At 63.4% G+C, this 26224-nt stretch carries 24 protein-coding genes and 1 tRNA gene; 19 read left to right on the top strand and 6 right to left on the bottom strand.

The window, feature by feature from the left end; translation table 11 throughout:
* The first annotated feature begins 17 nt into the window (after positions 1-17).
* From rpsA to AC3QL2_RS01760, 17 genes are all read left to right on the top strand, one after another.
* A complete protein-coding gene (gene rpsA, locus AC3QL2_RS01840) occupies positions 18-1724 on the top strand; it encodes a 30S ribosomal protein S1 (RefSeq protein WP_493236114.1) in 1707 nt (568 codons plus the stop codon).
* 11 nt (positions 1725-1735) lie between these two features.
* Positions 1736-2020, top strand: a complete 285-nt coding sequence (locus AC3QL2_RS01835) for an integration host factor subunit beta (RefSeq protein WP_079434022.1) — start codon at positions 1736-1738, stop codon at positions 2018-2020.
* Positions 2021-2121: 101 nt separating this feature from the next.
* Positions 2122-2430 carry a lipopolysaccharide assembly protein LapA domain-containing protein gene (locus AC3QL2_RS01830; protein ID WP_493236115.1) on the top strand — a complete coding sequence of 103 codons (309 nt, stop codon included), beginning with the start codon at positions 2122-2124 and terminating at the stop codon, positions 2428-2430.
* A 5-nt stretch (positions 2431-2435) separates the two neighbouring features.
* Positions 2436-3611 carry a lipopolysaccharide assembly protein LapB gene (lapB, locus tag AC3QL2_RS01825; RefSeq protein ID WP_493236116.1) on the top strand — a complete coding sequence of 392 codons (1176 nt, stop codon included), beginning with the start codon at positions 2436-2438 and terminating at the stop codon, positions 3609-3611.
* A 57-nt stretch (positions 3612-3668) separates the two neighbouring features.
* On the top strand, positions 3669-4991 hold the full coding sequence (locus AC3QL2_RS01820; protein ID WP_493236117.1) for a UDP-glucose dehydrogenase family protein: 1323 nt from the start codon (positions 3669-3671) through the stop codon (positions 4989-4991).
* Between the two features lie 170 nt (positions 4992-5161).
* On the top strand, positions 5162-6052 hold the full coding sequence (gene cysM / locus AC3QL2_RS01815) for a cysteine synthase CysM (protein WP_493236144.1): 891 nt from the start codon (positions 5162-5164) through the stop codon (positions 6050-6052).
* 8 nt (positions 6053-6060) lie between these two features.
* A complete protein-coding gene (locus AC3QL2_RS01810; RefSeq protein WP_493236118.1) occupies positions 6061-6885 on the top strand; it encodes a 3'-5' exonuclease in 825 nt (274 codons plus the stop codon).
* A 25-nt stretch (positions 6886-6910) separates the two neighbouring features.
* Positions 6911-6987: transfer RNA gene (locus AC3QL2_RS01805), tRNA-Val, on the top strand.
* A gap of 150 nt (positions 6988-7137) precedes the next feature.
* A complete protein-coding gene (thrS, locus tag AC3QL2_RS01800) occupies positions 7138-9054 on the top strand; it encodes a threonine--tRNA ligase (protein ID WP_493236119.1) in 1917 nt (638 codons plus the stop codon).
* A gap of 70 nt (positions 9055-9124) precedes the next feature.
* A complete protein-coding gene (gene infC, locus AC3QL2_RS01795) occupies positions 9125-9604 on the top strand; it encodes a translation initiation factor IF-3 (RefSeq protein ID WP_493240336.1) in 480 nt (159 codons plus the stop codon).
* A gap of 130 nt (positions 9605-9734) precedes the next feature.
* Entirely contained in the window at positions 9735-9932 is a 198-nt protein-coding gene (gene rpmI, locus AC3QL2_RS01790; RefSeq protein ID WP_481113480.1) for a 50S ribosomal protein L35, read from the top strand.
* Between the two features lie 14 nt (positions 9933-9946).
* Positions 9947-10306 carry a 50S ribosomal protein L20 gene (rplT, locus tag AC3QL2_RS01785; protein ID WP_079434014.1) on the top strand — a complete coding sequence of 120 codons (360 nt, stop codon included), beginning with the start codon at positions 9947-9949 and terminating at the stop codon, positions 10304-10306.
* A 71-nt stretch (positions 10307-10377) separates the two neighbouring features.
* Positions 10378-11409 carry a phenylalanine--tRNA ligase subunit alpha gene (gene pheS / locus AC3QL2_RS01780; RefSeq protein WP_493236120.1) on the top strand — a complete coding sequence of 344 codons (1032 nt, stop codon included), beginning with the start codon at positions 10378-10380 and terminating at the stop codon, positions 11407-11409.
* Between the two features lie 3 nt (positions 11410-11412).
* Complete coding sequence (gene pheT, locus AC3QL2_RS01775; protein ID WP_493236121.1) at positions 11413-13791, top strand: phenylalanine--tRNA ligase subunit beta; 2379 nt, start codon at positions 11413-11415, stop codon at positions 13789-13791.
* Positions 13792-13797: 6 nt separating this feature from the next.
* Positions 13798-14103: an integration host factor subunit alpha gene (locus tag AC3QL2_RS01770; RefSeq protein ID WP_173862649.1), complete on the top strand. Its 306-nt coding sequence runs from the start codon at positions 13798-13800 to the stop codon at positions 14101-14103.
* Positions 14090-14467: a MerR family transcriptional regulator gene (locus AC3QL2_RS01765; RefSeq protein ID WP_481118761.1), complete on the top strand. Its 378-nt coding sequence runs from the start codon at positions 14090-14092 to the stop codon at positions 14465-14467. Before AC3QL2_RS01770 ends, AC3QL2_RS01765 begins: the two co-directional genes overlap by 14 nt.
* Before the next feature lie 77 nt (positions 14468-14544).
* Positions 14545-15306, top strand: a complete 762-nt coding sequence (locus AC3QL2_RS01760) for a proteasome-type protease (protein WP_493236122.1) — start codon at positions 14545-14547, stop codon at positions 15304-15306.
* A gap of 37 nt (positions 15307-15343) precedes the next feature.
* Here the strand turns inward: AC3QL2_RS01760 and AC3QL2_RS01755 are convergent, their stop codons facing one another.
* The 6 genes from AC3QL2_RS01755 to dapC all read right to left on the bottom strand — a co-directional run bounded on the left by AC3QL2_RS01755 (position 15344) and on the right by dapC (position 21366).
* The gene (locus AC3QL2_RS01755; RefSeq protein WP_493236123.1) at positions 15344-15793 is read right to left on the bottom strand and encodes a response regulator; all 450 of its coding nucleotides are present in this window, start codon (positions 15791-15793) and stop codon (positions 15344-15346) included.
* A gap of 145 nt (positions 15794-15938) precedes the next feature.
* Positions 15939-16892 carry a 50S ribosomal protein L3 N(5)-glutamine methyltransferase gene (prmB, locus tag AC3QL2_RS01750; protein ID WP_493236124.1) on the bottom strand — a complete coding sequence of 318 codons (954 nt, stop codon included), beginning with the start codon at positions 16890-16892 and terminating at the stop codon, positions 15939-15941.
* Positions 16889-18052, bottom strand: coding sequence for a succinyl-diaminopimelate desuccinylase (gene dapE, locus AC3QL2_RS01745; RefSeq protein WP_493236125.1), 1164 nt, complete (start codon positions 18050-18052; stop codon positions 16889-16891). The genes prmB and dapE overlap by 4 nt, the downstream gene beginning before the upstream one ends.
* Before the next feature lie 9 nt (positions 18053-18061).
* Positions 18062-19243, bottom strand: a complete 1182-nt coding sequence (locus tag AC3QL2_RS01740) for a PilT/PilU family type 4a pilus ATPase (RefSeq protein ID WP_493236126.1) — start codon at positions 19241-19243, stop codon at positions 18062-18064.
* Positions 19244-19303: 60 nt separating this feature from the next.
* A complete protein-coding gene (dapD, locus tag AC3QL2_RS01735) occupies positions 19304-20134 on the bottom strand; it encodes a 2,3,4,5-tetrahydropyridine-2,6-dicarboxylate N-succinyltransferase (protein ID WP_493236145.1) in 831 nt (276 codons plus the stop codon).
* Positions 20135-20151: 17 nt separating this feature from the next.
* Entirely contained in the window at positions 20152-21366 is a 1215-nt protein-coding gene (gene dapC, locus AC3QL2_RS01730) for a succinyldiaminopimelate transaminase (protein WP_493236127.1), read from the bottom strand.
* A 208-nt stretch (positions 21367-21574) separates the two neighbouring features.
* Here dapC and smc point away from each other — a divergent pair, with 208 nt between their 5' ends.
* Both smc and AC3QL2_RS01720 read left to right on the top strand, forming a co-directional pair.
* Positions 21575-25099: a chromosome segregation protein SMC gene (smc, locus tag AC3QL2_RS01725; protein ID WP_493236128.1), complete on the top strand. Its 3525-nt coding sequence runs from the start codon at positions 21575-21577 to the stop codon at positions 25097-25099.
* Between the two features lie 21 nt (positions 25100-25120).
* Positions 25121-26218 carry a cell division protein ZipA gene (locus AC3QL2_RS01720; protein WP_493236129.1) on the top strand — a complete coding sequence of 366 codons (1098 nt, stop codon included), beginning with the start codon at positions 25121-25123 and terminating at the stop codon, positions 26216-26218.
* Positions 26219-26224 lie beyond the last annotated feature (6 nt).

Raw genomic sequence — 26224 nt, 5'->3', positions numbered from 1 at the left:
AGGTTCTTTTTTTCAATATGTCCACTGCCACCCCTGTTTCCTTCGAGGAAAGCTTTGCCGCCCTGTTTGAGGAATCCCTCAATCGTCAGGAAATGCGTGCCGGCGAGGTGATCACCGCTGAAGTCGTGCGGATCGATCAGAACTTCGTTGTCGTCAATGCTGGCCTCAAGTCCGAGAGCTACATCCCCATCGACGAGTTCCGCAGCGATCGCGGCGAAGTGACCGCTCAGGTTGGCGACTACGTTCAAGTCGCCATTGAGCAGCTCGAAGACGGCTACGGTGAAACCCGCCTTTCCCGTGACAAGGCCAAGCGTATCGCTGCCTGGAACGACCTCGACAAGGCGCTCAACGACGCGATCCTGGTCAAGGGCATGATCACGGGCAAGGTCAAGGGTGGCCTGACCGTCATGGTCAACGGCATCCGCGCATTCCTGCCGGGTTCCCTGGTGGACATGCGTCCTGTCAAGGACACCACGCCGTTTGAAGGCAAGGAATTCGAATTCCGCGTCATCAAGCTCGACCGCAAGCGCAACAACGTCGTCGTTTCCCGTCGCGCCGTGCTGGAAGCTTCCATGGGTGAAGAGCGTCAGAAGCTCCTCGAAACCCTCAAGGAAGGCACCGTCGTCAAGGGTATCGTCAAGAACATCACCGACTACGGCGCATTCGTGGATCTGGGTGGTATCGACGGCCTGCTGCACATCACCGACCTGGCATGGCGCCGTGTCCGTCACCCGTCGGAAGTTCTGTCCGTCGGCGACGAACTCGAAGCCAAGGTGCTCAAGTTCGACCAAGAGAAGAACCGCGTCTCCCTGGGCCTCAAGCAGCTCGGCGAAGATCCGTGGGTCGGCATCTCCCGTCGTTACCCGCAGGGCACCCGTCTGTTCGGCAAGGTTACCAACATCACCGACTATGGTGCATTCGTTGAAGTCGAGCAGGGCATCGAAGGCCTGGTGCACGTGTCCGAAATGGACTGGACCAACAAGAACATCCACCCGACCAAGGTTGTCCAGCTGGGCGACGAAGTCGAAGTGATGATTCTGGAAATCGACGAAGACCGTCGTCGTATCTCCTTGGGCATGAAGCAGTGCATGTCCAACCCGTGGGACGATTTCGCCATCAACCACAAGAAGGGCGACAAGGTCCGCGGCCAGATCAAGTCCCTGACCGATTTCGGCGTGTTCATCGGCCTGGAAGGTGGCATCGACGGTCTGGTTCACCTGTCCGACCTGTCCTGGTCCCTGACCGGCGAAGAAGCTGTTCGCCAGTACAAGAAGGGCGACGAAGTCGAGGCCGTGGTGCTGAACATCGACGTCGAGAAGGAGCGTATCTCTCTCGGCATCAAGCAGCTTGATGGGGATCCGTTCACCAACTTCATCGCTACCCACGACAAGAATACCCTCGTGACTGGCACCGTGAAGTCCGTGGATGCCCGTGGCGCCGTGATCGGCCTGAACAGCGATGTGGAAGGCTACCTGCGTGCGTCCGAGTTCTCCCGTGACCGCGTGGACGATCTGTCCCAGCTGCTGAAGGTCGGTGAGTCCGTCGAGGCCCTGATCGTCAACGTCGATCGCAAGACCCGCGGTATCAACCTGTCCATCCGTGCCAAGGATCAGGTCGAGCAAAACGAAGCGATGAGCAAGCTGGCTTCTGACAGCGCTTCCGCAGCCAGCGGCACCACCAACCTCGGTGCGCTGCTGAAGGCCAAGCTCAACGAGCAGAAGTAAGCGGTTCGGGCATGACCAAGTCGGAGCTCATCGCCCGGCTGGCGGAGCGTTTTCCCCAGCTGGTTGCGAAGGACGCCGAGTTCGCGGTCAAGATGATTCTCGATGCGATGACCGACGCCTTGTCGAGGGGTGATCGCATCGAGATCCGCGGCTTTGGCAGCTTTGCCTTGAATTACCGCCCCCCGCGCGTTGGGCGCAATCCCAAGTCGGGTGAAAAGGTGCAAGTGCCGGAGAAGTATGTTCCGCATTTCAAGGCAGGCAAGGAGTTGCGGGAACGCGTCGATATGATGGGTTGATTCCGTCTGAGATGCGGTCTCGTCCGGTGGCCAGAAGCTCGAGCAGGAAGGCGGCGTAAGCCGCCTTCTTTTTTTTGTCCACGTCGGGGATAATTTCGGCCATGCGTGCTCTCATATGGCTTGTCAGGCTCTTCCTCTTCTTGGTGCTGTTTGGTTTCGCGCTCAAGAACGATGAGGTTGTCGTCCTGCATTTCTTCTTCGGTGCTCAGTGGCAGGTGCCGCTGGTGCTGGTCATTCTGCTTTTTGTCGTCATCGGCGTACTGATCGGTGTGACGGCAACGCTGGCAACCGTGTATCGCCAGCATCGCGAGATCGGCTTTCTCCGTAGCCGGGCGAGCTCCAGCAGCGCCCCGGAGGCGCGCAGTAGCGTTCCTGTCGTGAGCGGTCCCGATCTTCCCGAAAGCTACTAGTACCTATGGAATTTGAACTCTGGTGGCTGCTGGCGTTCCCCCTGTTCTTTGCGCTGGGGTGGCTGGCGGCCAGAATCGACATCAAGCATTTGGTCCGGGAGTCGCGGGCACTACCGCGCACTTATCTGACGGGCCTTAATTTTTTGCTCAACGAGCAGCCGGACAAGGCGATCGATGCCTTCATTGAGGCGGTGAAAATCGATAACCAGACAGTCGAACTGCACTTTGCACTGGGTAGCCTTTTTCGCCGTCGCGGGGAAACTGATCGGGCCATCCGCATGCACCAGAACCTGGTTGATCGTGATGATCTTTCCGAGGATCAGCGTTTGCATGCGCTTTCGGAGCTTGGGCTGGATTTTCTGAAGGCGGGCCTGCTCGATCGTGCCGAGGCTGTCTTTCTGCAGTTGCGCGGTACGCGGGCCAATGATTTCGCTCTGAAGAACTTGCTGGACATCTATCAGCAGGAGAAGGACTGGCGCAAGGCCATCGATACTGCAAACGCACTGCCCGAGCACGAGAGCGTGCTCTGGGAGAAGGAGGTTTCCAACTTCCATTGCGAGCTTGCGGCCGCCGATCTGGCAAATTCCCGTTTTGACGACGCCGCCGAGAGTTTGGCTCGTGCGCTTGAAATGAACCGGAAATCCGTGCGTGCGAGCATGTTGCTTGGCGATCTCCATGCCGCGCGCGGGGATGACCGCGGAGCGTTGGAGGCCTGGAAGCGGGTCGAAAGCCAGAATCCGGTTTATCTCGCGCTGGTGGCAGAGCGGATCATGGACGCCTATCGACGTCTGGGCGAGCTGGAGCAGGGCATGCAGCTGCTGCGCAGCTATCTGGAACAGTATCCCTCGCTTGATCTGCTCGATGCCCTGTTCCAGTGGGAGCTGCAGCAGGAGGGCGCTCAGGCCGCTTATAGCCTGGTGCGCGACGAGTTGCGCCGCAATCCCACGCTGCTGGGCCTCGATAAGTTGCTTGAGGCCGCACTTCTTACTGCGCCGGCGGCTCAGCGGACCGATATCGAGCTGGTAAAAGGCTTGGTCCATGGCCATACCCGGCGCGTAGCACGTTATCGCTGTGAGGCATGTGGTTTCAAGGCGCGGCAGTTTTATTGGCGTTGTCCTGCGTGCGGTGGATGGGAAACCTATCCGCCCAAACGGACGGAAGAATTCGATCTGGCCCCTTAGCGTTTCCAGGGGCGGGCAGTTGGCGCGTTTTCTGGATTCATCATTGGAAATGAGTGTATGAAAATCACTGTAGTCGGTACTGGGTACGTGGGCTTGGTGTCAGGGGCCTGTCTGGCGGAGATGGGCAACGACGTGCTGTGCCTCGATCTGGATCCGGAGAAGATCCGGATTCTTGAGGAAGGCGGGATTCCCATTCACGAGCCGGGCCTGGATCAGGTTGTGGCACGTAACGTCGCGGCTGGTCGTCTGCATTTCACGACGGATGTCCAGGCTGCCGTGCAGTTCGGCACGATCCAGTTCATTGCCGTCGGTACTCCGCCTGACGAAGATGGTTCTGCGGATCTGCAGTACGTGCTGTCGGCAGCGCGGGCTATCGGCCGGCACATGACAGACTACAAGGTGATCGTCGACAAGAGCACCGTGCCGGTGGGCACGGCGGACAAGGTCAAGGCGGCCGTGCAGGCCGAGCTCGACGCCCGTGGCGAGTCCATTCCGTACAGCATCGTCTCCAACCCTGAGTTTCTCAAGGAAGGGGCTGCCGTCGAAGACTTCATGCGTCCGGATCGCATCGTTGTCGGTGCGGAGGACGATCAGGCTATCTTCCTGATGAAGGCCTTGTACGCGCCTTTCCAGCGCAACCATGAAAAGCTGCTGATCATGGATCTGCGCAGCGCTGAGCTGACCAAGTACGCCGCCAATGCGATGCTGGCCACCCGTATCAGCTTCATGAACGAACTGGCCTTGCTGGCCGAATCCCTCGGGGCCGACATTGAGTTGGTTCGCCAGGGTATCGGCAGCGACCCGCGTATCGGCTATCACTTCCTGTATGCGGGCTGCGGCTACGGCGGTTCCTGCTTCCCGAAGGACGTCAAGGCGCTGATCAAGACCGGCTCGGACGAAGGGCATGCGCTGTGCGTGTTGAATGCCGTGGAGGATGCCAACGATGCGCAGAAGCTCGTGCTGGTGAACAAGGTCGTCGCCGAGTTTGGCGAAGACCTGTCCGGCCGCAATTTCGCCATCTGGGGCTTGGCCTTCAAGCCGAACACCGACGACATGCGCGAGGCGCCCAGCCGGGTGATCATCGCCGAGCTGTTCCGCCGTGGCGCGACGGTGACGGCTTACGATCCGGTGGCGATGCCGGAGACGCGCCGGATTTTCGGCGATGAGCCGCGCCTGCGTTACGCTGAGCGCCCGATGCAGGCCCTCGACGAAGCAGATGCGCTGCTGATCGTGACCGAGTGGAAGGAGTTCCGCAGTCCTGACTTCGCGGTCATCAAGGAGAAGTTGAAGGCGCCAATCATCTTCGATGGGCGTAACATCTTCGATCCGAAGCTGCCGCGTCAGGCCGGCCTCACTTACCTGAGCATCGGCCGGCCGTAAGTCTGGCGCAAAACTGACAAATTGTTTCGGGGGCTTCCGTCGGAAGCCCCTTTTTCATCCGGCGGAGCCAGGCGCACGCGGTGCTGAATGGATGGCTCAGGGTTTGCTTGTCTGGCTTGAGGCGGCATTCGGTATGATCGCTTCAATCCGGCATCCCATTGGACGGAATCATGGAATTCAAAACACTCGAGGACTACGTGGGGCAAACCCCGCTGGTCCGTCTCAAGCGTATTACTGCAGGGCGCAACAACGTCATCCTGGCCAAGCTGGAAGGTAACAACCCGGCGGGCTCGGTGAAGGACAGGCCGGCGATGTCGATGATTCTGCGGGCTGAGTTGCGTGGCGACATTCGCCCTGGCGACACGCTGATCGAAGCAACCAGCGGCAACACCGGTATCGCGCTGGCGATGGCGGCGGCGATCCGCGGCTACGGCATGATCCTGGTCATGCCGGAGAATCAGAGCATCGAGCGCCGGCAGACGATGCGCGCCTTCGGTGCCGAGCTGGTGCTGACCCCGAAAGAGGGCGGCATGGAGCTGGCCCGAGACGTGGCCGAAAAAATGCGCGATGAAGGTCGTGGCGTGATCCTCGACCAATTCGCCAATCCGGACAATCCCCAGGCGCACATTGATGGCACCGGGCCGGAGATCTGGCAACAGACCGGTGGAATGATCACCCACTTCATCAGCAGCATGGGTACTACTGGCACCATCATGGGCGTCTCCGTCTACCTGAAGGCGCAGAATCCGGCGATCCAGATCATCGGTTGCCAGCCAACCGAAGGCGCGCAGATTCCAGGGATCCGCAAGTGGCCTGAGGCGTATCTGCCGAAGATCTACGACAAGAGCAAGGTTGATCACCTGGAGTACGTGGCTCAGGCTGACGCCGAAGAAATGACCCGCCGTCTGGCGCGGGAGGAGGGCATCTTCGCCGGCATTTCCTCCGGCGGCGCCATGCATGTCGCGCTGCGCCTGGCTGAGCAGGTCGAGAATGCGGTCATTGTCTCGGTCGTCTGCGACAGAGGTGACCGTTATCTGTCCACCGGGGTATTTCCTGCCTGATGGCTGCCTTGGCCACCACCCTCGTCTTCGACATCGAGACGATCCCGGATGTCGAGGGGATTCGCGTCCTGCACGGGTTGCCCGCTGAACTCCCGGGCGAGGAGGTGGCCGAGTTCGCGTTTCAGCAGCGGCGGGCAGCGAACGGCACCGACTTCCTGCCCCATCATCTGCAGCGGGTCGTCACGATTTCCTGCGCGTTGCGGGATGCGAGCCAGTTCCGGGTCTTTTCCCTGTCGGAGCCGGAGTGCACGGAAGGGCAGTTGATCCAGCGCTTCTTTGACGGTATCGAGCGTTTCACTCCGCAGATCGTGTCGTGGAACGGCGGCGGCTTCGATCTGCCGGTACTGCATTATCGCGGCATGCTGCACGGCATCGCCGCGCCGCGGTACTGGGATCTGGGAGATGGTGATTTCCACGACTCCCGCGATTTCAAGTGGAACAACTACATCAGCCGCTACCATACCCGCCATCTGGATCTGATGGACCTGCTCGCGCTGTATCAGCCGCGAGCCAATGCGCCGCTGGATGATCTGGCCAAGCTGATGGGTTTTCCGGGCAAGCTGGGCATGGATGGTTCGGCAGTCTGGAAGGGGTACTGCGAAGGGCGCATTGGTGAGATCCGCGATTACTGCGAGACTGATGTAGTCAACACCTACCTGGTGTTCCTGCGTTTTCAGCTGATGCGTGGTGCGCTCGACAAGGCGCAGTACGACGTGGAGATCGCATTCGTGCGGGAGTCTCTCGGTCGTGTGGCGGCGCCCCATTGGCAGCGCTTTCTGGCGGCCTGGCCGCAGATGGAAGCGGGGAATGAAAATAGTGTTGACAGTTTCTGAGGTTCATCTATAATGCGGGCTTCTTAGGCGCGTAGCTCAGCTGGTTAGAGCACCACCTTGACATGGTGGGGGTCGTTGGTTCGAGTCCAATCGCGCCTACCAAACACCTAAGAGGAAAACGCAATGTTTCGAACTTGCAGCTTTCTAGGCTAAGTAGGGTCGAGTCTGCTGTAAGGCGTTTTTCGGTAGAGAAAAAAGTGCGGCTCGGCCGCACTTTTTTTTTGCCCAGATTTTTCCTTTGAGCGAGCCATCATGCCCAACATCACCCTGCCCGACGGTTCTGTTCGCAGTTTTGAGCAGCCTGTAACCATTGCCCAGGTTGCTGCGTCGATTGGTACTGGCCTTGCCAAGGCGGCGCTTGCCGGCAAGATTGAAGGCAAACTGGCTGATACCTCCTGTCTGATCGAGTCCGATGTGGCGCTGTCGATCGTCACGGACAAGGATCCTGACGGTCTCGAGGTGATCCGTCACTCGACGGCCCACTTGTTGGCCTATGCGGTCAAGGAACTGTTTCCGGAAGCGCAGGTGACCATTGGGCCGGTGATCGAAAACGGTTTCTACTACGACTTTTCCTACAAGCGTCCGTTCACGCCGGAAGATCTGGTGGCGATCGAGGCGCGCATGGCCGAGCTTGCCAGGCGTGATATTCCCGTTGAGCGCCGTGTGCTGCCGCGGGATGAGGCCGTGGCGTACTTCAAGTCCATTGGCGAGCATTACAAGGCCGAGATCATTGCGTCGATCCCGGAAGATCAGGATGTGTCCCTGTATCGGGAGGGTGATTTCACCGACCTGTGTCGCGGCCCGCACGTGCCGTCCACTGGCAAGCTGAAAGTGTTCAAGCTGATGAAGGTGGCTGGCGCCTACTGGCGCGGCGACTCCAAGAACGAGATGCTGCAGCGCATCTACGGTACCGCCTGGGCCAAGAAGGAAGACCAGGAGGCCTACCTGCATATGCTGGAAGAGGCCGAGAAGCGGGATCACCGCCGCCTGGGCAAGCAGCTCGATCTCTTCCATCTGCAGGAAGAGGCGCCGGGACTGGTGTTCTGGCATCCCAATGGCTGGACGGTCTGGCAGGCGGTCGAGCAGTACATGCGCGCCGTCTATCGCGACAATGGCTACCAGGAGGTACGCTGCCCGCAGATCCTGGATCGTTCCCTGTGGGAGAAGTCCGGCCATTGGGAGCACTACAAGGCCAACATGTTCACCACCGAGTCGGAAAGTCGCGATTACGCGGTGAAGCCTATGAACTGCCCGGGGCACATCCAGATCTTCAATTCCGATCTGCGCTCCTATCGCGAGCTGCCGCTCCGCTACGGCGAGTTCGGAGCCTGCCACCGCAATGAACCGTCGGGTGCGCTGCACGGCATCATGCGGGTGCGTGGCTTCACGCAGGACGATGGGCATATCTTCTGTACAGAAGATCAGATTGAGGCCGAAGTCACCGCCTTCAATGCACTGGTTCGCAAGGTTTATGCGGATTTCGGTTTCAAGGATGTGGCCGTCAAGCTCGCGCTGCGTCCGGATAGCCGGGTGGGCTCGGACGATGTGTGGGACAAGGCCGAGAGTGGCCTGCGTTCCGCGCTGCGTGCCAGCGGCCTGGAGTGGGAGGAGTTGCCGGGTGAGGGCGCCTTCTATGGTCCGAAGATCGAGTTCCACATCAAGGATGCGATTGGCCGCTCCTGGCAGTGCGGTACCGTCCAGGTGGACTTTTCAATGCCGACCCGCCTCGGGGCCGAGTATGTGGGCGAAGATAACGGTCGCCATACGCCGGTGATGCTGCACCGCGCCATTCTGGGTTCGCTGGAGCGCTTCATCGGTATCCTGATCGAAAACTATGCGGGAGCCCTGCCCATGTGGCTGGCGCCGGTGCAGGCGGTGGTGCTGAATATCTCCGAATCCCAGGTGGATTACGTCACGGAAGTGGTCAGTTCCCTGCGCGCGCGCGGCTTCCGCGTTGAGGCCGATTTGCGCAACGAAAAGATTACTTATAAAATACGCGAACATAGCGTGCGTAAGTTGCCGTACATCCTTGTCGTGGGCGACAAGGAAAAGGCAGCTAATGTAGTGGCCGTGCGCGCCCGAGGCAATCAAGACCTCGGTCAACTGACCCTCGATTCGGTTGTTGAGCGTTGGCAGCAAGAGGTTTCCTCGTTTGCTGGCACGGCCTGATTTTTTGTTTTCATAGGAGATTTGAACCATCGCTCAGGAAAAGAAGCTGCGCATCAACGGCGAAATTAGTGTGCCGGAAGTGCGCCTGACGGGTGAGGACGGTGAGCAGATCGGCATCGTTTCTCTGCGTGCTGCACTGGAAGCGGCTGAAGAGGCCGGTGTAGATCTGGTAGAGATCGCGCCGATGGCCAAGCCGCCGGTGTGTCGCTTGATGGACTTCGGCAAGTACAAGTACGAAGAAGCCAAGCGCGCCCACGAGGCCAAGCAGAAGCAGAAGCAGATCCAGGTCAAGGAGGTCAAGCTGCGTCCGGGTACGGACGAGAACGACTACCAGATCAAACTGCGTAACCTGATCAAGTTCCTGAACGATGGTGACAAAGCCAAGGTGACGCTCCGTTTCCGCGGTCGCGAAATGGCTCACCAGGAGTTCGGCATGCGCCAGCTCGAGCGAATCAAGGCCGACCTGGACGAAATCGCCCAGGTCGAGCAGATGCCGAAGATGGAAGGGCGCCAGATGATCATGGTCATCGCGCCGAAGAAGAAGCACTAAGGATTTTCGGAGCCTTCGGGCTCCGGAGTACGGTGGACAGCATAGTCCGCCGGAACAAGTGGTGACGGGTTGTTGAAGCGTTTCCGAAAGTCGGAAGCCACCTGGCACCATGATATAAGTGGAGTACTTCATGCCCAAGATGAAGACCAAGAGCGGCGCCGCCAAGCGGTTCAAGATCCGCGCTTCCGGTAGCATCAAGCGTTCGCAGGCGTTCAAGCGCCACATCCTGACCAAGAAGACCACCAAGAGCAAGCGCCAGCTGCGCGGCATGACTGCCGTGCATGCTTCGGACGAAAAGTCCATCCGCGCAATGATGCCTTACGCTTGATTTAGGAGAACGCAATGCCCCGAGTTAAACGCGGTGTAACCGCTCGCGCCCGCCACAAGAAAGTCCTCGATCAAGCCAAGGGCTATCGCGGCCGTCGCAAGAACGTATATCGGATCGCCAAGCAGGCGGTGATGAAGGCCGGTCAGTACGCTTACCGTGACCGTCGTCAGCGCAAGCGTCAGTTCCGTGCCCTGTGGATCGCCCGTATCAACGCGGCCGCCCGTGAAGTTGGTCTGACCTACAGCCGCTTCATGAACGGTCTGAAGAAGGCCTCCATCGAAGTGGACCGCAAGGTTCTGGCCGACCTGGCCGTGTTCGACAAGCCCGCTTTTGCGGCGCTCGCCGAACAAGCCAAGGCCAAGCTCGCTGCGTAATCTTGCGTAGCACGAAAAAAGGAGGCCTAGCCTCCTTTTTTTTGTCCTGAACCCGGGATAAGACAGGAAAAATGGATCAACTCGATCAACTCGTCGCGCAAGCCGGCGTGGATTTCGCCGCCGCCGCGGACGGAGCAGCCCTGGAGGCCGCCAAGGCGCGCTACCTGGGCAAGGGCGGTTCCCTCACTGAACTGCTGAAGGGCCTCGGCAAACTCGATCCGGAAGCCCGCAAGACAGCCGGTGCCGAGATCAACAAGGCCAAGGCCGCCATCGAAGCGCAGCTCAACGCGCGCCGCGATGCGCTGCAACAGGCCGCGCTCGAAGCGCAATTGGCTGCCGAAGCGCTGGATGTGACCCTGCCTGGCCGTGGCGCCGGCATCGGTGGTCTCCACCCGGTGGTGCGTACGTTGGAGCGTGTCGAACAACTGTTCCGCTCCATTGGCTTCGATGTGGCCGAAGGGCCGGAGATCGAGACCGACTTCTACAATTTCACGGCATTGAACACCCCGGCCAACCATCCGGCCCGTTCGATGCACGACACCTTCTATCTGGAAAACGGCGAGGGCGTGCTGCTGCGCACCCACACCAGTCCGGTCCAGATCCGCGCGATGCAGGCCCACGTCGAGGCCTACAAGGATTGCGACACGATGCCCGAGCTGCGCGTGATCGCGCCGGGCCGCGTCTACCGCGTCGACTCCGATGCCACCCACTCCCCGATGTTCCACCAGGTCGAAGGCCTGTGGGTGGGCGAGAGCGTCAGCTTTGCCGACCTGAAGGGCGTGGTTGCCGACTTCCTGCGCAGCTTCTTCGAGAGCGACGACCTGCAGGTGCGCTTCCGTCCGTCCTTTTTCCCGTTCACCGAGCCGTCCGCCGAGATCGACGTGGCGTTCATGAGCGGCGCGCTGAAGGGGCGTTGGCTGGAGATCGCCGGCTGCGGCATGGTTCATCCCAACGTATTGCGCTTCGGCGGCATCGACCCCGAGCGTTACACCGGCTTTGCTTTCGGCATGGGGCCCGACCGGCTGACCATGCTGCGGTATGGCGTCAATGACCTTCGCCTGTTCTTCGAAGGCGATCTTCGTTTCCTCGGTCAATTCAGGTAAGCCATGCAATTCTCAGAACTCTGGTTGCGCAGCTTCGTCAGTCCGGACCTCGATTCGGATGCGCTTGGGCATTTGCTCACGATGGCGGGGCTGGAAGTGGAAGAGCAGGACGGCGTGGCCGCCCAGTTTTCCAAGGTGGTGGTCGCGCAGATCGTCGAGGCTGAAAAGCACCCCAACGCCGATAAGCTGCGCGTCTGCAAGGTGGACGCGGGGCAGGGCGAGCTGCTGCAGATCGTCTGCGGTGCGCCGAATGCGGCCGCGGGCATCAAGATTCCGTGCGCGCTGGTGGGCGCCGACCTGGCCGGCTTCGGCATCAAGGCGGCCAAGCTGCGCGGCGTCGAATCCTTCGGAATGCTGTGTTCCGCCAAGGAGCTGGGCGTCTCCGAAGAGAGCAACGGCCTGCTGGTGCTGCCGGAAGATGCGCCTGTCGGCACGGACCTGCGCGAATACCTCGACCTCAACGACACGCTGTTCACCATCAAGCTGACGCCGAACCGCGCAGACTGCCTGAGCCTGACCGGCATCGCCCGTGAAGTGGCGGCGCTGACCGGCAAGCCGCTCAGCCTGCCGGCGAGCGAGCCAGTGGCGCCGGTCCACGACGCCGTGCGCGGCATCATGCTCGATGCACCGGAAGCCTGCCCGCGTTACGCCGGCCGGATCATCCGCGGCGTCGATGCCAAGGCCGCGACGCCCGACTGGATGAAGCAGCGCCTGGCCCGCAGCGGCATCCGCTCGATCAGCGCGCTGGTGGACGTCACCAACTACGTGATGCTCGAACTGGGCCAGCCGCTGCATGCCTTCGACGAGGCCAAGCTGAACGGCGCCATTCACGTGCGTTTCCCGACGGCGGGCGAGCAGGTGCTGCTGCTCAACGGTCAGACCGTGACGCCGGCGGCCGACACCCTGCTGATCGCCGACGAATCCCGTGCGCTGGCACTGGCCGGCATCATGGGCGGCGAGGAAAGCGGCATCACCCTGGAAACCACCGATCTGTTCCTCGAGAGCGCCTTCTTCGCGCCGGACGCGATCGCCGGCCGTGCGCGCGCCTACGGCTTCTCGTCGGATGCGTCCTACCGCTTCGAGCGCGGCGTCGACTTCGCGCTGGCTGGCCAGGCCATCGAGAGGGCGACCCGCCTGATCCTGGACATCTGCGGTGGTTCCGCCGGTCCCGTGAACGAAGTCGTCGATGCGGCCAAGCTGCCCGCCCGTGCGCCGATCCGCCTGCGCGCTGCCCGTGTGCGCCGCGTGCTGGGTATTCAGCTGACGGCCGACCACGTCGCCGAGATGTTCATCCGCCTGAATCTCCAGGTGGCCCGTGACGGCGAGGATTTCGTCGTGACGCCGCCCTCCTACCGCTTCGACCTGGAGATAGAGGAAGACCTCATCGAGGAAATCGCCCGCCTGCACGGCTACGACAACATCCCGACCGTCGCCCCGAAGGGCCCGATCAGCATGTTGCCGCGCCCCGAGGCCCGCCGCGACACGATGAGCATTCGCCGCCTGATCGCCGGCCGCGAGTACCAGGAAGTCATCAACTTCGCCTTCGTCGAAGAAGCCTGGGAGAAGGATTTCAGCGGCAACGCCGATCCGGTCCGCCTGGCCAACCCGATTGCCAGCCAGATGAGCGTGATGCGCTCCAGCCTGATCGGTGGTCTGGTGTCCAACGTGGTGACCAACCGCAAGCGTCAGACCAATCGCGTCCGTGTTTTCGAGATCGGCCGCTGCTTCGCCAAGGATGCCGCGGGCAAGCCGGTGGAGGGGTACCACCAGCCGTTGCGTGCAGCGGCGCTGGCGGCCGGCCTGGCCAAGGCCGAGCAGTGGGGCGAGTCCAACCGCAACGTGGATTTCTACGACGTCAAGGCGGACCTGGAAGCGTTGCTGTTCCCGCGTGTCGCCGAGTTCGAGCGGGCCTCCCATCCGGCCCTGCATCCAGGCCGTTCCGCACGTGTGCTGCTCGATGGCCGCGAAATCGGTTTCATCGGCGAACTGCACCCGATCTGGGTTCAGCGCTATGAGCTGGGTACGGCGCCGGTGGCCTTCGAGATCGAACTCGACGCGCTGCTCGGCACGGTGACGCCGGCTTACAAGGAACTGTCCCGCTTCCCAGCGGTGACCCGTGACCTAGCGCTGGTGGTTGAGCAGAATGTGACGGCGGCAAGTCTGCTGAAGGGCCTGCAGCAGGTGGCTCCGGCTATTGTGCAGCGCATCGAACTGTTCGACCAATACCAGGGCAAAGGTATCGAGCCGAACCGGAAAAGCCTTGCTTTCCGCGTAGTTATGCAAGAAACTCAGCGGACTCTGGAGGACGCTGAAGTGGATGCCGCGATGACTGCCCTGACCCGCCATGCCGAAGAAAACCTCGGCGCGAAGCTGAGGGCTTGAGTCAATATGGGTATGACACTTACCAAGGCGGAACTCGCCGACATGCTGTTTGAACAGGTGGGGCTCAACAAGCGCGAGGCCAAGGACATGGTCGAGTGCTTCTTCGAGGAAATCCGCCTGGCGCTGGAGCGGGGGGATTGCGTCAAGCTCTCTGGCTTCGGCAACTTCCAGCTCCGTGAGAAGCCGCAGCGTCCTGGTCGAAATCCCAAGACTGGCGAAGAGATCCCCATCACCGCCCGGCGTGTGGTGACTTTCCACGCCAGCCAGAAGCTCAAGGCCAATGTGGAGCAACTGAGCGATGTCGCAAAGTGAAGTTCCGGCGATAGCCGAATTGCCGCCGATTCCCGCCAAGCGCTATTTCACCATCGGTGAGGTCAGCGATCTGTGCGGGGTCAAGCCCCATGTGCTGCGTTACTGGGAGCAGGAGTTCACCCAGCTGCGGCCAGTCAAGCGGGGCGGCAACCGGCGCTACTATCAGCATCACGAAGTGCTGCTGATTCGCCGGATTCGCGAACTGTTGTACCGGGACGGCTTCACCATTTCCGGCGCGCGCAACCAGCTCGGTGAGCTGGGGGTGCGCAAGCTCGAAGACGTGGAAGAGGCCGCCGGTTTGCGCGGGCAGCTCAGTGACATCCGCGCCGAGATCAAGTCCATTCTTGACGATCTGCGTCGCTGACCCGCCGGCGCACTACACAGCTTCCAAACTCTCCCGGCGGTCCCGCATCCGGACCGCCTTTTTTTGGGACTTTCCCCATGACTTATTGTGTCAGCATGCTGCTCGATGCGGGTATGGTTTTCCTGTCGGATTCTCGTACCAATGCGGGCGTCGACCACATCAATACCTTCCGCAAGATGTCCATCTTCCAGCGCCCCGGCGAGCGGGTGATGGTCCTGATGAGCTCGGGCAACCTGGCGATTACGCAGCAGTTGGTGTCGATGCTGCGCGAAGCGATGGCAGCCCAGGATGGGCGGGAAAACCTGTGGTCGGTGCCGAACATGTTCGAGGCGGCCCGGCACGTGGGCGACACGCTGCGTGAGGTGCATCGGCGGGATGCCGACGCGCTGCAGAGCTTCGGCATCGATTTCACCGCGGCGCTGATTCTCGGCGGGCAGATCGGCGATGAAGCACCGCGCCTGTTCCACATCTACGCGGCCGGCAACTTCATCGAAGCCACGCCGGATACGCCGTACTTCCAGATCGGCGAGTCCAAGTACGGCAAGCCGATCATCGACCGCGTCGTGAAGAGCCAGACCAGCCTGGACGAGGCGGCCAAGCTGGCGCTGATCTCCATGGATTCGACGATCCGCTCGAACCTGTCGGTGGGCGTGCCCCTCGATCTGGCCATCCTCAAGACCGATGAGCTCAAGATTTCGTCCCACGTCAGCATCGATGCGAAGAACGAATACTTCGCGATGATCCGCAACCGCTGGAGCGAAGCCCTCGGCCACGCCTTCGACGAACTGCCCAACCCCGACTGGCTCAGCGGCGAAGCGGCTCCGAAGGGCGACGCCTAGCGCCACAGGGCCTGGCCCGTCCAGGGCCGGGCCGTTGTTAGGGCGTCGTCGCTTCGGATGGCTCGTTGAGCGACAGCCAGTACAGGCCCAGTTGCCCGACGGCCTGCAGGAAGCGTTCGAAATCCACCGGCTTGCGGATGTAGCTGTTGGCGCCGAGGCGGTAGGCCTCGGAAATGTCCTGGTGTTCCTTCGAGGTGGTCAGCACGACCACTGGCAATAGAGCGGTGCGCTCGTCCGCGCGGATGCGGCGCAGCACTTCGAGGCCGTCGATGCGCGGCAGCTTGAGGTCGAGCAGCACGAAGGCCGGCATCACCAGCGGGTCGCGTGCCGCATGCTGCCCGGTGCAGAATAGGTAATCCAGCGCTTCGACCCCATCCCTGGCGACCACCACCTGGTTGCTGATCTTGTTCTTGCTGAATGCCCTCAGCGTCAGGGCTTCGTCGTCGGGATTGTCCTCGACGAGAAGAATCGGGCGATCGGTCGCCATAGGGACTCCTTGATCCTGCCTTTATGTTCTTGTGTGTGTCTTTCCATTGGGTGGGGCTGGATCCGGAAGGGTCCAACCCCCGCACATGATCATAAGTACGGCAGGAGCAGGAATAGGTTGACCGATTTCTCGCTGAAAATCACTTTTACGATAGTTGACCGGCTTCGAGGACAAAAATCTTGTCATCGCCGCCCGGGGCGGATACCCAGGTCGGGGCGAGGCTGGGGAAGGCTTCGTCGACGATGTGCCGGTTGTGGCCGACTTCGATGGCTAGCAGGCCATCTGGCGTCAGGAAGCGGCGCGCATCGACCAGCAGCTTGCGCACGAGGTCGAGGCCGTCCTCGCCGGAGCCGAGGGCCAGGCCGGGTTCGTGCAGGTATTCCGCCGGCAGGCTGTCCATGGATTCCTGCGTGACGTAGGGCGGGTTGCTGAGGATGAAGTCGAACTTCTGCTCGGGAACCGCCGCGAAGCCGTCCGACAGCACCAGCTTGATGCGGCCCTCGAGACCATAGGCGGCGATGTTCTCGGCGGCGACGTCAAGGGCGTCCTGGGAGATGTCCACGGCGACGATCTCGGCATTGGGGAAGGCATGGGCCATCAGGATGGCCAGGCAGCCGGAGCCGGTGCACATGTCCATCGCCGAGGTGACGGCTTCCGGATCGGTGATCCACGGGCCGAAACCGTCGTGCAGCAATTCGGCGAAGTAGGAGCGCGGAATGATGACGCGCGGGTCCACCTTGAAACGGAAGTCGCCGAGCCAGGCCTCCCCGGTGATGTAGGCAGCGGGCAGGCGCTCGGCCGCGCGCTTCTCGATGACCTCGAAGATGTCCTCCCGCTCGTCGCTGGGGATGCAGGCGTCGAGGAAGGGTTCGAGGCGGTCGAGGGGCAGCGCGAGGGTGTGCAGGATCAGGTAGACGGCCTCGTCGTAGGCGTCCTGCAGGCCATGGCCGTAGAAGCAGCCGGCCCGGTTGAAGCGGGTGACCCCGTAACGAATCCAGTCGCGCACGGTGACGAGTTCAGCCAGCGGGCCATGCTCGTGTTCATGCTCGTCCTCTTGGTCGTGGTCATGCGCGTGGTCGTGTTCGTCGTGGTGGGTCATGCCGGTTCCGATGCAGTCAACAGGTTTTCGAGGGTGCGGCGATAGATCGCGGACAGGGGCTCGATGGCGTCCACCGCGATGCACTCGTTGAGCTTGTGGATGGTGGCGTTCACCGGGCCGAATTCGACGACCTGCGGGCAGATGTCGGCGATGAAGCGGCCGTCGGAGGTGCCGCCGGTGGTGGACAGTTCGGTATCGAGACCGACGGTGTCGCGGATCGCGCCGGACAGGGCCGTCACCAGGCTGCCGCGGGGCGTCAGGAAGGGCTTGCCGCCGAGGGTCCAGGCGAGGTCGTAGTCGAGGCCGTGGCGGTCGAGGATCGCATGGACCTTGGCCTTCAGGTCGTCGGCGGTATGCACCGTCGCGAAGCGGAAGTTGAACAGCACTTCCAGCGCACCGGGAATCACGTTGGTGGCGCCGGTGCCGGCCTTGATGTTGGACATCTGCCAGGACGTGGGCGGGAAGTACTCGTTGCCTTCGTCCCAGGTGACGGAGGCCAGCTCGGCGAGGGCCGGCGCGGCCAGGTGGATGGGGTTCTTGGCCAGGTGCGGGTAGGCGATGTGGCCCTGCACGCCCTTTACGGTCAGCTTGCCGGACAGGCTGCCACGGCGGCCGTTCTTGATGGTGTCGCCAAGGGTATCGACGGAGGTCGGTTCGCCGACGATGCAGAAATCGAGCGTCTCGCCACGGGCCCGGAGGGTTTCGACGACCAGTGTGGTGCCGTGGGTGGCGTCGCCTTCCTCGTCCGAGGTCAACAGCAGCGCGATCGAACCGGCGTGGTCGGGATGGACGGCGACGAAGGCTTCGATGGCGGTCACGAAGGCCGCCAGGGACGACTTCATGTCGGCGGCGCCGCGGCCGTACAGGAAGCCGTCACGCTCGGTGGGCACGAAAGGGTCGGAATGCCACTCGGCCAGCGGGCCGGTGGGGACGACGTCGGTATGGCCGGCAAAGACCACCAGCGGGCTCTGCGTGCCGCGACGGGCCCACAGGTTGCTGACGCCACCGCCGTCGATACGTTCGCAGACAAAGCCCAGCGGCGCGAGGCGGGCGGCGATGAGTTCGAGGCAGCCGGAGTCCTGCGGGGTGACGGACGGGCGGGCGATGAGTTCGCGGGTCAGGGCCTGGGTCGGCAGGTCCGTGGTCTGGGGGGCGTTCATGTCTTGTTGTTAGTCGTCGTTGTTGAGTTCGAGGGTGAACTCCCGGAAGGAGGAGCCGTCGGGCTCTGTCCGCTCGAAATCGATGGTGGAGGGCGGCCGGGTGTTGTTGTTCTTGTCGCCGCCGGTGGGGCCAAGCTGGGCGTTGTTGATCAGCCAGGACAGGTTGGTGGGCGAATCTGAGTTGGCCAGCGCCTCGTCGAGGGTGATGAGCTTTTCCTTGTAGAGGCGGAACAAGTCCTGCTCGAAGGTGCGAGAGCCCTGCGCCAGGCTCTGCTCCATGGCTTCGCGGATCGCCGAGATCTCACCGCGCTCGATGAGTTCGGCCACCTGGCGGGAATGCAGCAGGATCTCCACCGACGGGATGCGGCCGCCGTCCGGGCGCTTGACCAGCCGCTGGGAGATGATGCAGCGCAGCGTCGCGGCCAGGTCGAGGGACAGCAGCGTGCGGGCGTCCAGCGGGAAGAAGCTGAAGATGCGGTTCAGCGCGTGGTAGGCGTTGTTGGCGTGCAGCGTGGCCAGGCACAGGTGGCCGGTCTGGGCGTAGGCGAGGGCGGCCTGCATGGTCTCCCGGTCGCGGATTTCACCGATCAGGATGCAGTCGGGGGCCTGGCGCATCGCGCTGCGCAGCGCGTTCTGCCAGTCGAGCGTGTCGCTGCCGATTTCGCGCTGGTTGACCAGCGACATCTTGTGCTTGAACAAGTATTCGATCGGGTCTTCGATGGTCAGGATGTGACCGGAGCGGTTCTCGTTACGGTAGTCGATCATCGACGCGATGGTCGTCGACTTGCCGGAGCCGGTGGCGCCGACCACCAGAACCAGGCCGCGCTTTTCCATGATGACTTCGGACAGCACCGGCGGCAGGCCCAGGCTGTCGAGGCGCGGAATGTCGCCGAGGATGTAGCGGACGACGATGGCGATGCTGTTGCGCTGCCAGAAGATGTTGATCCGGAAGTTGCCCATGTCCCGCCGGCCGAAGGAGAGGTTCATCTCCTTGTGCTTCTCGAAGCGCTCGACCTGCTCGGGCGACATCATTTCGTAGGCCATGCGGTGGATCATCGTCGGATCCATCGACTGCTGGTTGATCGGCAGCGTGTTGCCGTCGATCTTGATGTGGATCGGGGTGCCGACGGTAATGAAGATGTCCGAGGCCTTCTTTTCGGCCATCAGGGCAAAGAGCTTGTCGATGATCATCGGGCGGCCCGAGAAAAGAACAGGGCCGCCCCTGGAGGGCGGCCCGTGAAGGGGGGAAGGTCAGTCGCGCAGCAGTTCGTTGATGCTGGTCTTGGCGCGGGTCTGGGCGTCCACCTTCTTGACGATCACGGCACAGTACAGGCTGTACTTGCCGTCGGCGGAGGGCAGGTTGCCGCTGACCACCACGGAACCTTCGGGGATGCGGCCATAGGTGATTTCACCGGTGGCACGGTCGTAGATCTTGGTGCTCTGGCTGATGTACACGCCCATGGAGATGACGCAATTGTCTTCCACGATGACGCCTTCGACGACTTCGGAGCGGGCGCCGACGAAGCAGTTGTCGCCGATGATGGTCGGGTTGGCCTGCAGGGGCTCCAGCACGCCACCGATGCCGACGCCGCCGGACAGGTGCACGTTTTTGCCGATCTGGGCGCAGGAACCGACGGTGGCCCAGGTGTCGACCATGGTGCCTTCGCCAACGTAGGCGCCGATGTTCACGTAGGAGGGCATCAGCACGACGCCCTTGCCGATGAAGCTGCCCTTGCGCGCCACGGCGTTCGGCACGACGCGGAAGCCGCCAGCGGCGAAATCGTGGGCGTCGTAGTTGTCGAACTTGGTCAGCACCTTGTCGAAGTAGCGGGTGTCGCCGCCCTGCATGATCTTGTTGTCATGGGTGCGGAAGTACAGCAGTACGGCCTTCTTGATCCACTGGTGGGTGACCCACTCGCCGTTGATCTTTTCGGCGACGCGCAGCTTGCCCTGGTCCAGCTCTTCGATCACATGCTCGATGACCTCGATCTGCTCCTTGGTGGCGCTGGCGGCAGACAGGTCGGCGCGGCGCTCCCATAGTTCTTCGATGAGGGCGGCGAAGGGGTTTTCGTGATTGGGCATGATGTGAATGGATGCAGTCATGAATTGTTCGAAAGTCGTTGGGCGAAAGTGGCGACTCGGGTGGCCGCCTCGACACACTCTGCCAGTTCGGCTACCAGCGCGATACGGACAAACCCCGCGCCGGGATTGACGCCGTGGGCTTCGCGCGCCAGATAGCTGCCGGGCAGAACCGTTACATTATATTCGGCCTGCAGGCGGCGGGCGAATTCGGTATCGCTGAGCCCCAGCTGGTCCACCCGCGACCACAGGTAGAAGCCGGCATCGGGGCGTTCCACGTCCAGGTGGGCGGCGATCAGCGGGGTGATGCGGTCGAACTTCTCGCGGTACTGGCGGCGGTTCTCGGCCACGTGGGCCTCGTCGTTCCAGGCCGCGGCGGAGGCCGCCTGCACGGACGGGCTCATCGCGCAGCCGTGGTAGGTGCGGTAGAGCAGGAAGCGCTTGAGGATGGCCGCATCGCCGGCCACGAAACCGGAGCGCATGCCCGGCACGTTGGAGCGCTTGGACAGGCTGGAGAACATCACCACGTTGCGGAAATCGCTGCGGCCGAGGCGATGCGCGGCTTCGAGGCCGCCGATCGGCAGATTGGCGTCGTCGAAGTAGATCTCCGAATAGCACTCGTCGGCGGCGATCACGAAGTTGTAGCGGTCGGACAGCTCGAACAGGCGTTTCCATTCATCCAGCGACAGCACGCGGCCGGTCGGGTTGCCGGGCGAGCATACGTAGACGAGCTGGATCCGCTGCCAGTCGGCTTCGGGGATGGAGTCGAAGTTCGACCCGAAGTTGTCCTCCGGCAAGTTGTTGATGAAGTAGGGCTGGGCGCCGGCGAGGTAGGCCGCGCCTTCGTAGATTTGATAGAACGGGTTCGGGCAGACCACCAGTGCCCCGGGCTTGGAGCCGTCCACGACGCACTGGGCGAAGGCGAACAGCGCCTCGCGGGAGCCGTTGACCGGCAGCACCTGGGTGCCGGCATTCACGGAAGGCAGGCCATAGCGACGCTCCAGCCAGCCGGCGATGGACTGGCGCAGCTGTTCGGAACCCTGGGTGGTGGGGTAGTTGGCCAGGCCGCCGAGGTTGTCGATCAGTGAGTCGCGGATGAAGGCCGGCGTGGCGTGCTGGGGTTCGCCGATGGACAGGCGGATCGGCGAGTACTCCGCCGGCGGCACGATGCCGTCGAACAGGGCACGCAGCTTTTCGAAGGGATAGGGGTGGAGTTCCTGGAGATGCGGATTCACTTTCGGCGGATGTCCTGTGTTTGGGCCCTCGATGGGCATTCGTGGCGCCGGCGCGGGGCCCGGCTTGGCCGCTGTCGGTGCGGCATGGGGGAGAGCAGTCAGCCCTGTGGCCTCGTTTTGGGCCGGTGGTATTATAGCGGCGGCCGTTAATGCGGCACTGCAGCATCAGCGGCGTTCCCGCCTCCTGTCCCTCGTTTTCTGGAATCCCGTGCGCCTCGCCAAACTCAAGCTTGCCGGCTTCAAGACCTTCGTCGACCCGACGACCGTGCTCACCCCGGGCAACCTGGTGGGCGTCGTCGGGCCGAATGGTTGCGGCAAGTCGAACATCATCGACGCGGTGCGCTGGGTGCTCGGCGAGTCGCGCGCCTCGGCGCTGCGCGGCGGGTCGATGCAGGACGTCATCTTCAATGGCTCGACGACCCGCAAGCCGGTGTCGCGGGCCAGCGTCGAGCTGGTCTTCGACAATGCCGAGGGACGCGCCGCCGGCCAGTGGAAGCCCTATGCCGAAGTGGCGGTAAAGCGGGTCCTCGACCGCAGCGGCGAATCCACCTATTTCATCAACGGCGTGCAGGTCCGGCGCAAGGACGTGATCGACCTGTTCCTGGGCACTGGCCTCGGGCCGCGGGCCTACGCGATCATCGAGCAGGGGATGATCTCGCGCATCATCGAGGCCCGCCCGGAAGAGGTGCGCGGCTTTCTCGAGGAAGCCGCCGGCGTTACCAAGTACCGGGAACGCCGCAAGGAGACCGAAGGTCGCCTGACCGACGCGCGGGACAATCTGGCGCGCCTGGACGACATCCGCAACGAGCTCGGCCAGCAGCTCGGCCGTTTGGAAGCCCAGGCCGCGGTGGCCGAAAAATACCACCGGCTGAACACCAGCCTGTCTGAACGCCAGAACCTGTTGTGGCTACTCAAGCGCAACGAGGCGCGCGCCGAACGGGCGCGTCTGAGCGAGGAGCTTGCCGACGCCACCCGCCGCATCGAGGCGGATTCGACCCGCCTGCAGGAACTGGAAGCCCAGCTTGAAGCCGCACGGGACAACCAGATGTCGGCCAACGAAGGCGTGCAGCTGGCCCAGAGCGCGCTGTTTACGGTGAGCTCCGAATTGACCCGCCTCGAAGGCGAACTGGCGCGCCTGCGCGACAGCCGGCGCCTGCTGGAAAGTCGCCTGGCACAGCTGGAGCGGGACGACGCCCAGTGGCGCAGCCAGCAGGAAAACCTGGGTGCCGACGCCGAGCGCTGGCAAGGCCTGCTGGAAAACGCCAGCCTGCGCGCCGAACAGGCCGAGGCGCGGCACGCGGAAGTCGGCGAGCGCCTGCCGGAGGCAGAGGAGGCCCAGCGCACCGCCGATACCACCGCCGCGGCCGTGCGGCGCGAACTCAACCAGGCCGAGCAGCAGATCCGCGTTGAAGAGGCGCACCGGGTCAGCAGCGAACGGACCCTCGAAACCCTGACCCAGCGCCGGGTGCGCCTGCAGCAGGAGCAAGCCTCCGTGCAGGCGCCGGACCTGCGCGCCGTGGCCGAAAGGGAGGCCGCGCTGGAGGAGGCCGAGGACACCCTGGCTCGCCACCAGGGCGAAATCGCCGATCGGCAGGCCGGCCTGCCGGGGGCCCAGCAAGCCCTCAAGCAGGCGCTGGAGGCGGAGCGCCAGGCCCAGCGCCGGGCGACCGAATTGCGGGCGCGGCGCGAAGCCCTGGTCCAGTTGCAGAACAAGGTGCAGGCCCAGGGGCAGCTGGGCGACTGGCTCAAACGCCATGGCCTGGAGGCGCTCAAGCCCTTGTGGCAGCGCATCCGTGTCGAAGCCGGCTGGGAGCTGGCGCTGGAGGCGGTATTGCGCGAGCGCCTGGCGGCTCTGCCGGCGTCCGACGGCCGTGCTGCGCTGGCGGCCCTGGCCGACCGGGTGCCGGGCGCTGTGGCCTTCCTGCTCACCGATGCGGCGCCGGAGCTGTCTGCGTCAGGCAATGCACCGGATGGCGCGCGTCCGCTGCTGTCCCTCGTGCAGACCGACGCCGAACTGTCGCCCCTGCTCGCCAGCTGGCTGGCGCAGGTCTTCGTCGTGGACGATCTCGGGCCGTGGCTGGCGCGGCGTGCGGAGCTGCATGGCCTGCGGCTGCTGACCCGGGAAGGGCATCAGCTGGATGCCTGCGTCCTCAGTCACTACGCGCCGGATTCCCGCACCCATGGAGTGATCGAACGCCAGCGGGAGATCGACCAGCTGGCGGCGGAAGTGGATGTCGCCCAGGAAGAGGCGTCGATGGCCCACGCGGGCGTGGGCGAGGCGGAAGAGCAGGCCACCCGCCTGCAGGACTCCCTGACCCAGCTGCGGCGCGAGGCGCAAGCGCTGCAGGCCCGCGTCCACGCCGAGCAGGTGGAAGTGCTCAAGCTCAACCAGGCGCGCCTGCGCTACGAGGAGCGCTGCGGCCAGATTGACCGCGACCTCGGCGAGATCGCCCACGGCGAGCAGGCCGAGCGGGACCGTCTGATGCGCGCCGAGACCGAGCTGGAGCGCAGTCGGGAAATGGCCGAGCTGCAGCGGGGCCGCCTGGATGCGGCGGAAGCCGTGCGGCAGGAGCGCGAACGTTCGCTGCGCGAGACCCGCGCGCTGGAGCAGGCCCTGTCGCGGGAGTTGCAGGAGTCCCGCCATTCCGAGCGGGAATGCGCCAGCAAGCTCGAAGATATCGCCCGCAACCGGGCGCTGGCCGCCGAGCAGCTCGAACGCATCGCCGACGAACTGGCGGAGCGGCGCGAAACGCTGATGGAGATCGACGAGGTGTCGGTCGCCTCGGCCCTGCAAGAGGCTGTAGCTCTGCGCTCGGCGCGGGAATCCGCGCTGGCGGAGAGCCGCAACATCCTCGAGGATGCCAACGGACGCCTGCGGGCGCTGGAGGAGGAGCGCCAGCGCACCGAGCATGGGGCGGCGCCTCAGCGCGAACGCGTCGCCGACCTGCGCCTGCGCGTGCAGGCCGCGGAAATGGCTGAAGCCCAGCACGGCGCGCGCCTGGAGGAAGCCCGGGCCGACGAAGCCGCGCTGCTGCCGTTGCTGGTGCCGGACCTGAAGGAGACCTCGCTGCAGCGGGAAGTGGCTCGTCTGGGGCGGGAGATCACCGAGCTGGGGCCGGTCAACCTGGCCGCGCTGGACGAGCTGAAAGCCGCGTCGGAGCGCAAGAATTACCTCGACATGCAGACCGAGGACTTGCTCGGTGCCATAGAAACCCTGGAGGATGCAATCCGCCGTATCGACCGGGAAACACGGGAGCAACTCCAGGAGACGTACAATACGGTCAATCGCCATTTCGGCAGCCTGTTCCCCATGCTGTTCGGTGGGGGCGAGGCCCGCCTGGTGCTGACCGGCGACGAGATCCTCGATGCGGGGATCACGATCGTCGCCCAGCCGCCGGGCAAGAAGAACAGTTCCATCCAGCTGCTTTCGGGCGGCGAAAAGGCCTTGACGGCGATTGCGCTGGTGTTTTCGATGTTCCAGCTCAATCCGGCGCCGTTCTGCATGCTGGATGAAGTCGACGCGCCACTCGACGACTCGAACACCGAGCGTTACTGCCAGATGGTCAAGCGCATGTCGTCGCAAACCCAGTTCGTGTTCATCAGCCACAGCAAGATCACGATGGAAATCGCGCAGCAGCTGGTGGGTGTCACGATGCAGGAGCAAGGTGTGTCGCGGGTGGTGGAAGTGGATATCGAGGAAGCGCTGCGTCTGGCCGAAACGGCCGCAGCGTAGTCCGGAATACAAGGGAAATCGATGGCAATCAACGAATTGCAGATGGGTCTGGTCGGTGCCGGCGGTGCCGTGGTGATCGGCATCTTCGCGTTCAACAAGTGGCAGGAACGCAAGCACCGCAAACAGACGGAGCAGGCCACCGCCAGCGTGCAGGAGGAGCCCGTGCTCAGCGAGCTGCCGACGGGAAGCGGCGCCGAGCGGGTCGAGCCGGTGATCAGTGCCGAGCCGCCGGCGAGGGCGGTGCCGAGTGCCCAGTCCGTCAAGGAGGCCAGCGCGCGGCGGGTACCGCCGCTGCTGCCGCCCGAGGTGGACGAGCGGGCCGACTGGGTGATCCGCATCGAATCCATCGAGCCGCTGGTCGCCGCCCGCCTGTGGCAGGCCGCCACGCAGCAGTGCGGTGACATCGCCAAGCCGGTGCGCTGGTTCGGTTTTTCCGATACCGCCAACCGCTGGGAGCCGGTGACGGCCCATAGCGCCGGCACCTACCACTGGGTCTGCGCGGCGCTGCAGCTGGCGGACCGTCGCGGTCCGGCGGGCGAGGGCGATCTGGTGCACCTGTCCGACAGCCTGCAACGCATGTGCGACATCTTCATGGCCATCCCGTCGCTGCCCGCTCGTAACGAGGCGCTGGCGCGGGCGGCCGAGCTCGACCGCTTCTGCGCCGGCGTGGACATCCAGATCGGCGTCAACGTGGTTGCCCGCAGTCAGGCCTTCGCCGGCACCAAGCTGCGCGGCCTGGCGGAAGCCGCCGGGCTGGAACTGCTCGGCGACGGCTGCTTCCATGCCCGTGACGAGCTGGGCAACAGCCAGTTCGTGCTCGGCAACCTGGAGCCGGTGCTGTTTGCGGCCGAGGAAATGCGCGGCCTGATCACCAAGGGCGTGACGCTGACGCTGGACGTGCCGCGCGTGGCCGATGGTGTGCGCGTCTTCGAGCGCATGATGGGCTTTGCCCAGCAGCTGGCCGAGGCGCTCAACGGGGCTGTTGTAGACGACAACCGCAACCCCTTCGGCGACAAGGCCGTCGGCTTGATCCGGGCCCAGATCGAACAGTTCCAGGGGCAGATGGCCGAGTGCGACATTGCGCCGGGCTCGCCGCTGGCGCAGCGCCTCTTTTCCTGAGCGGGG

The organism is Zoogloea sp. GW822-FHT05C07, assembly GCF_058800215.1.
Note: the sequence above shows the minus strand (reverse complement) of the source record. Positions and strands in the feature narration are given on the sequence as shown.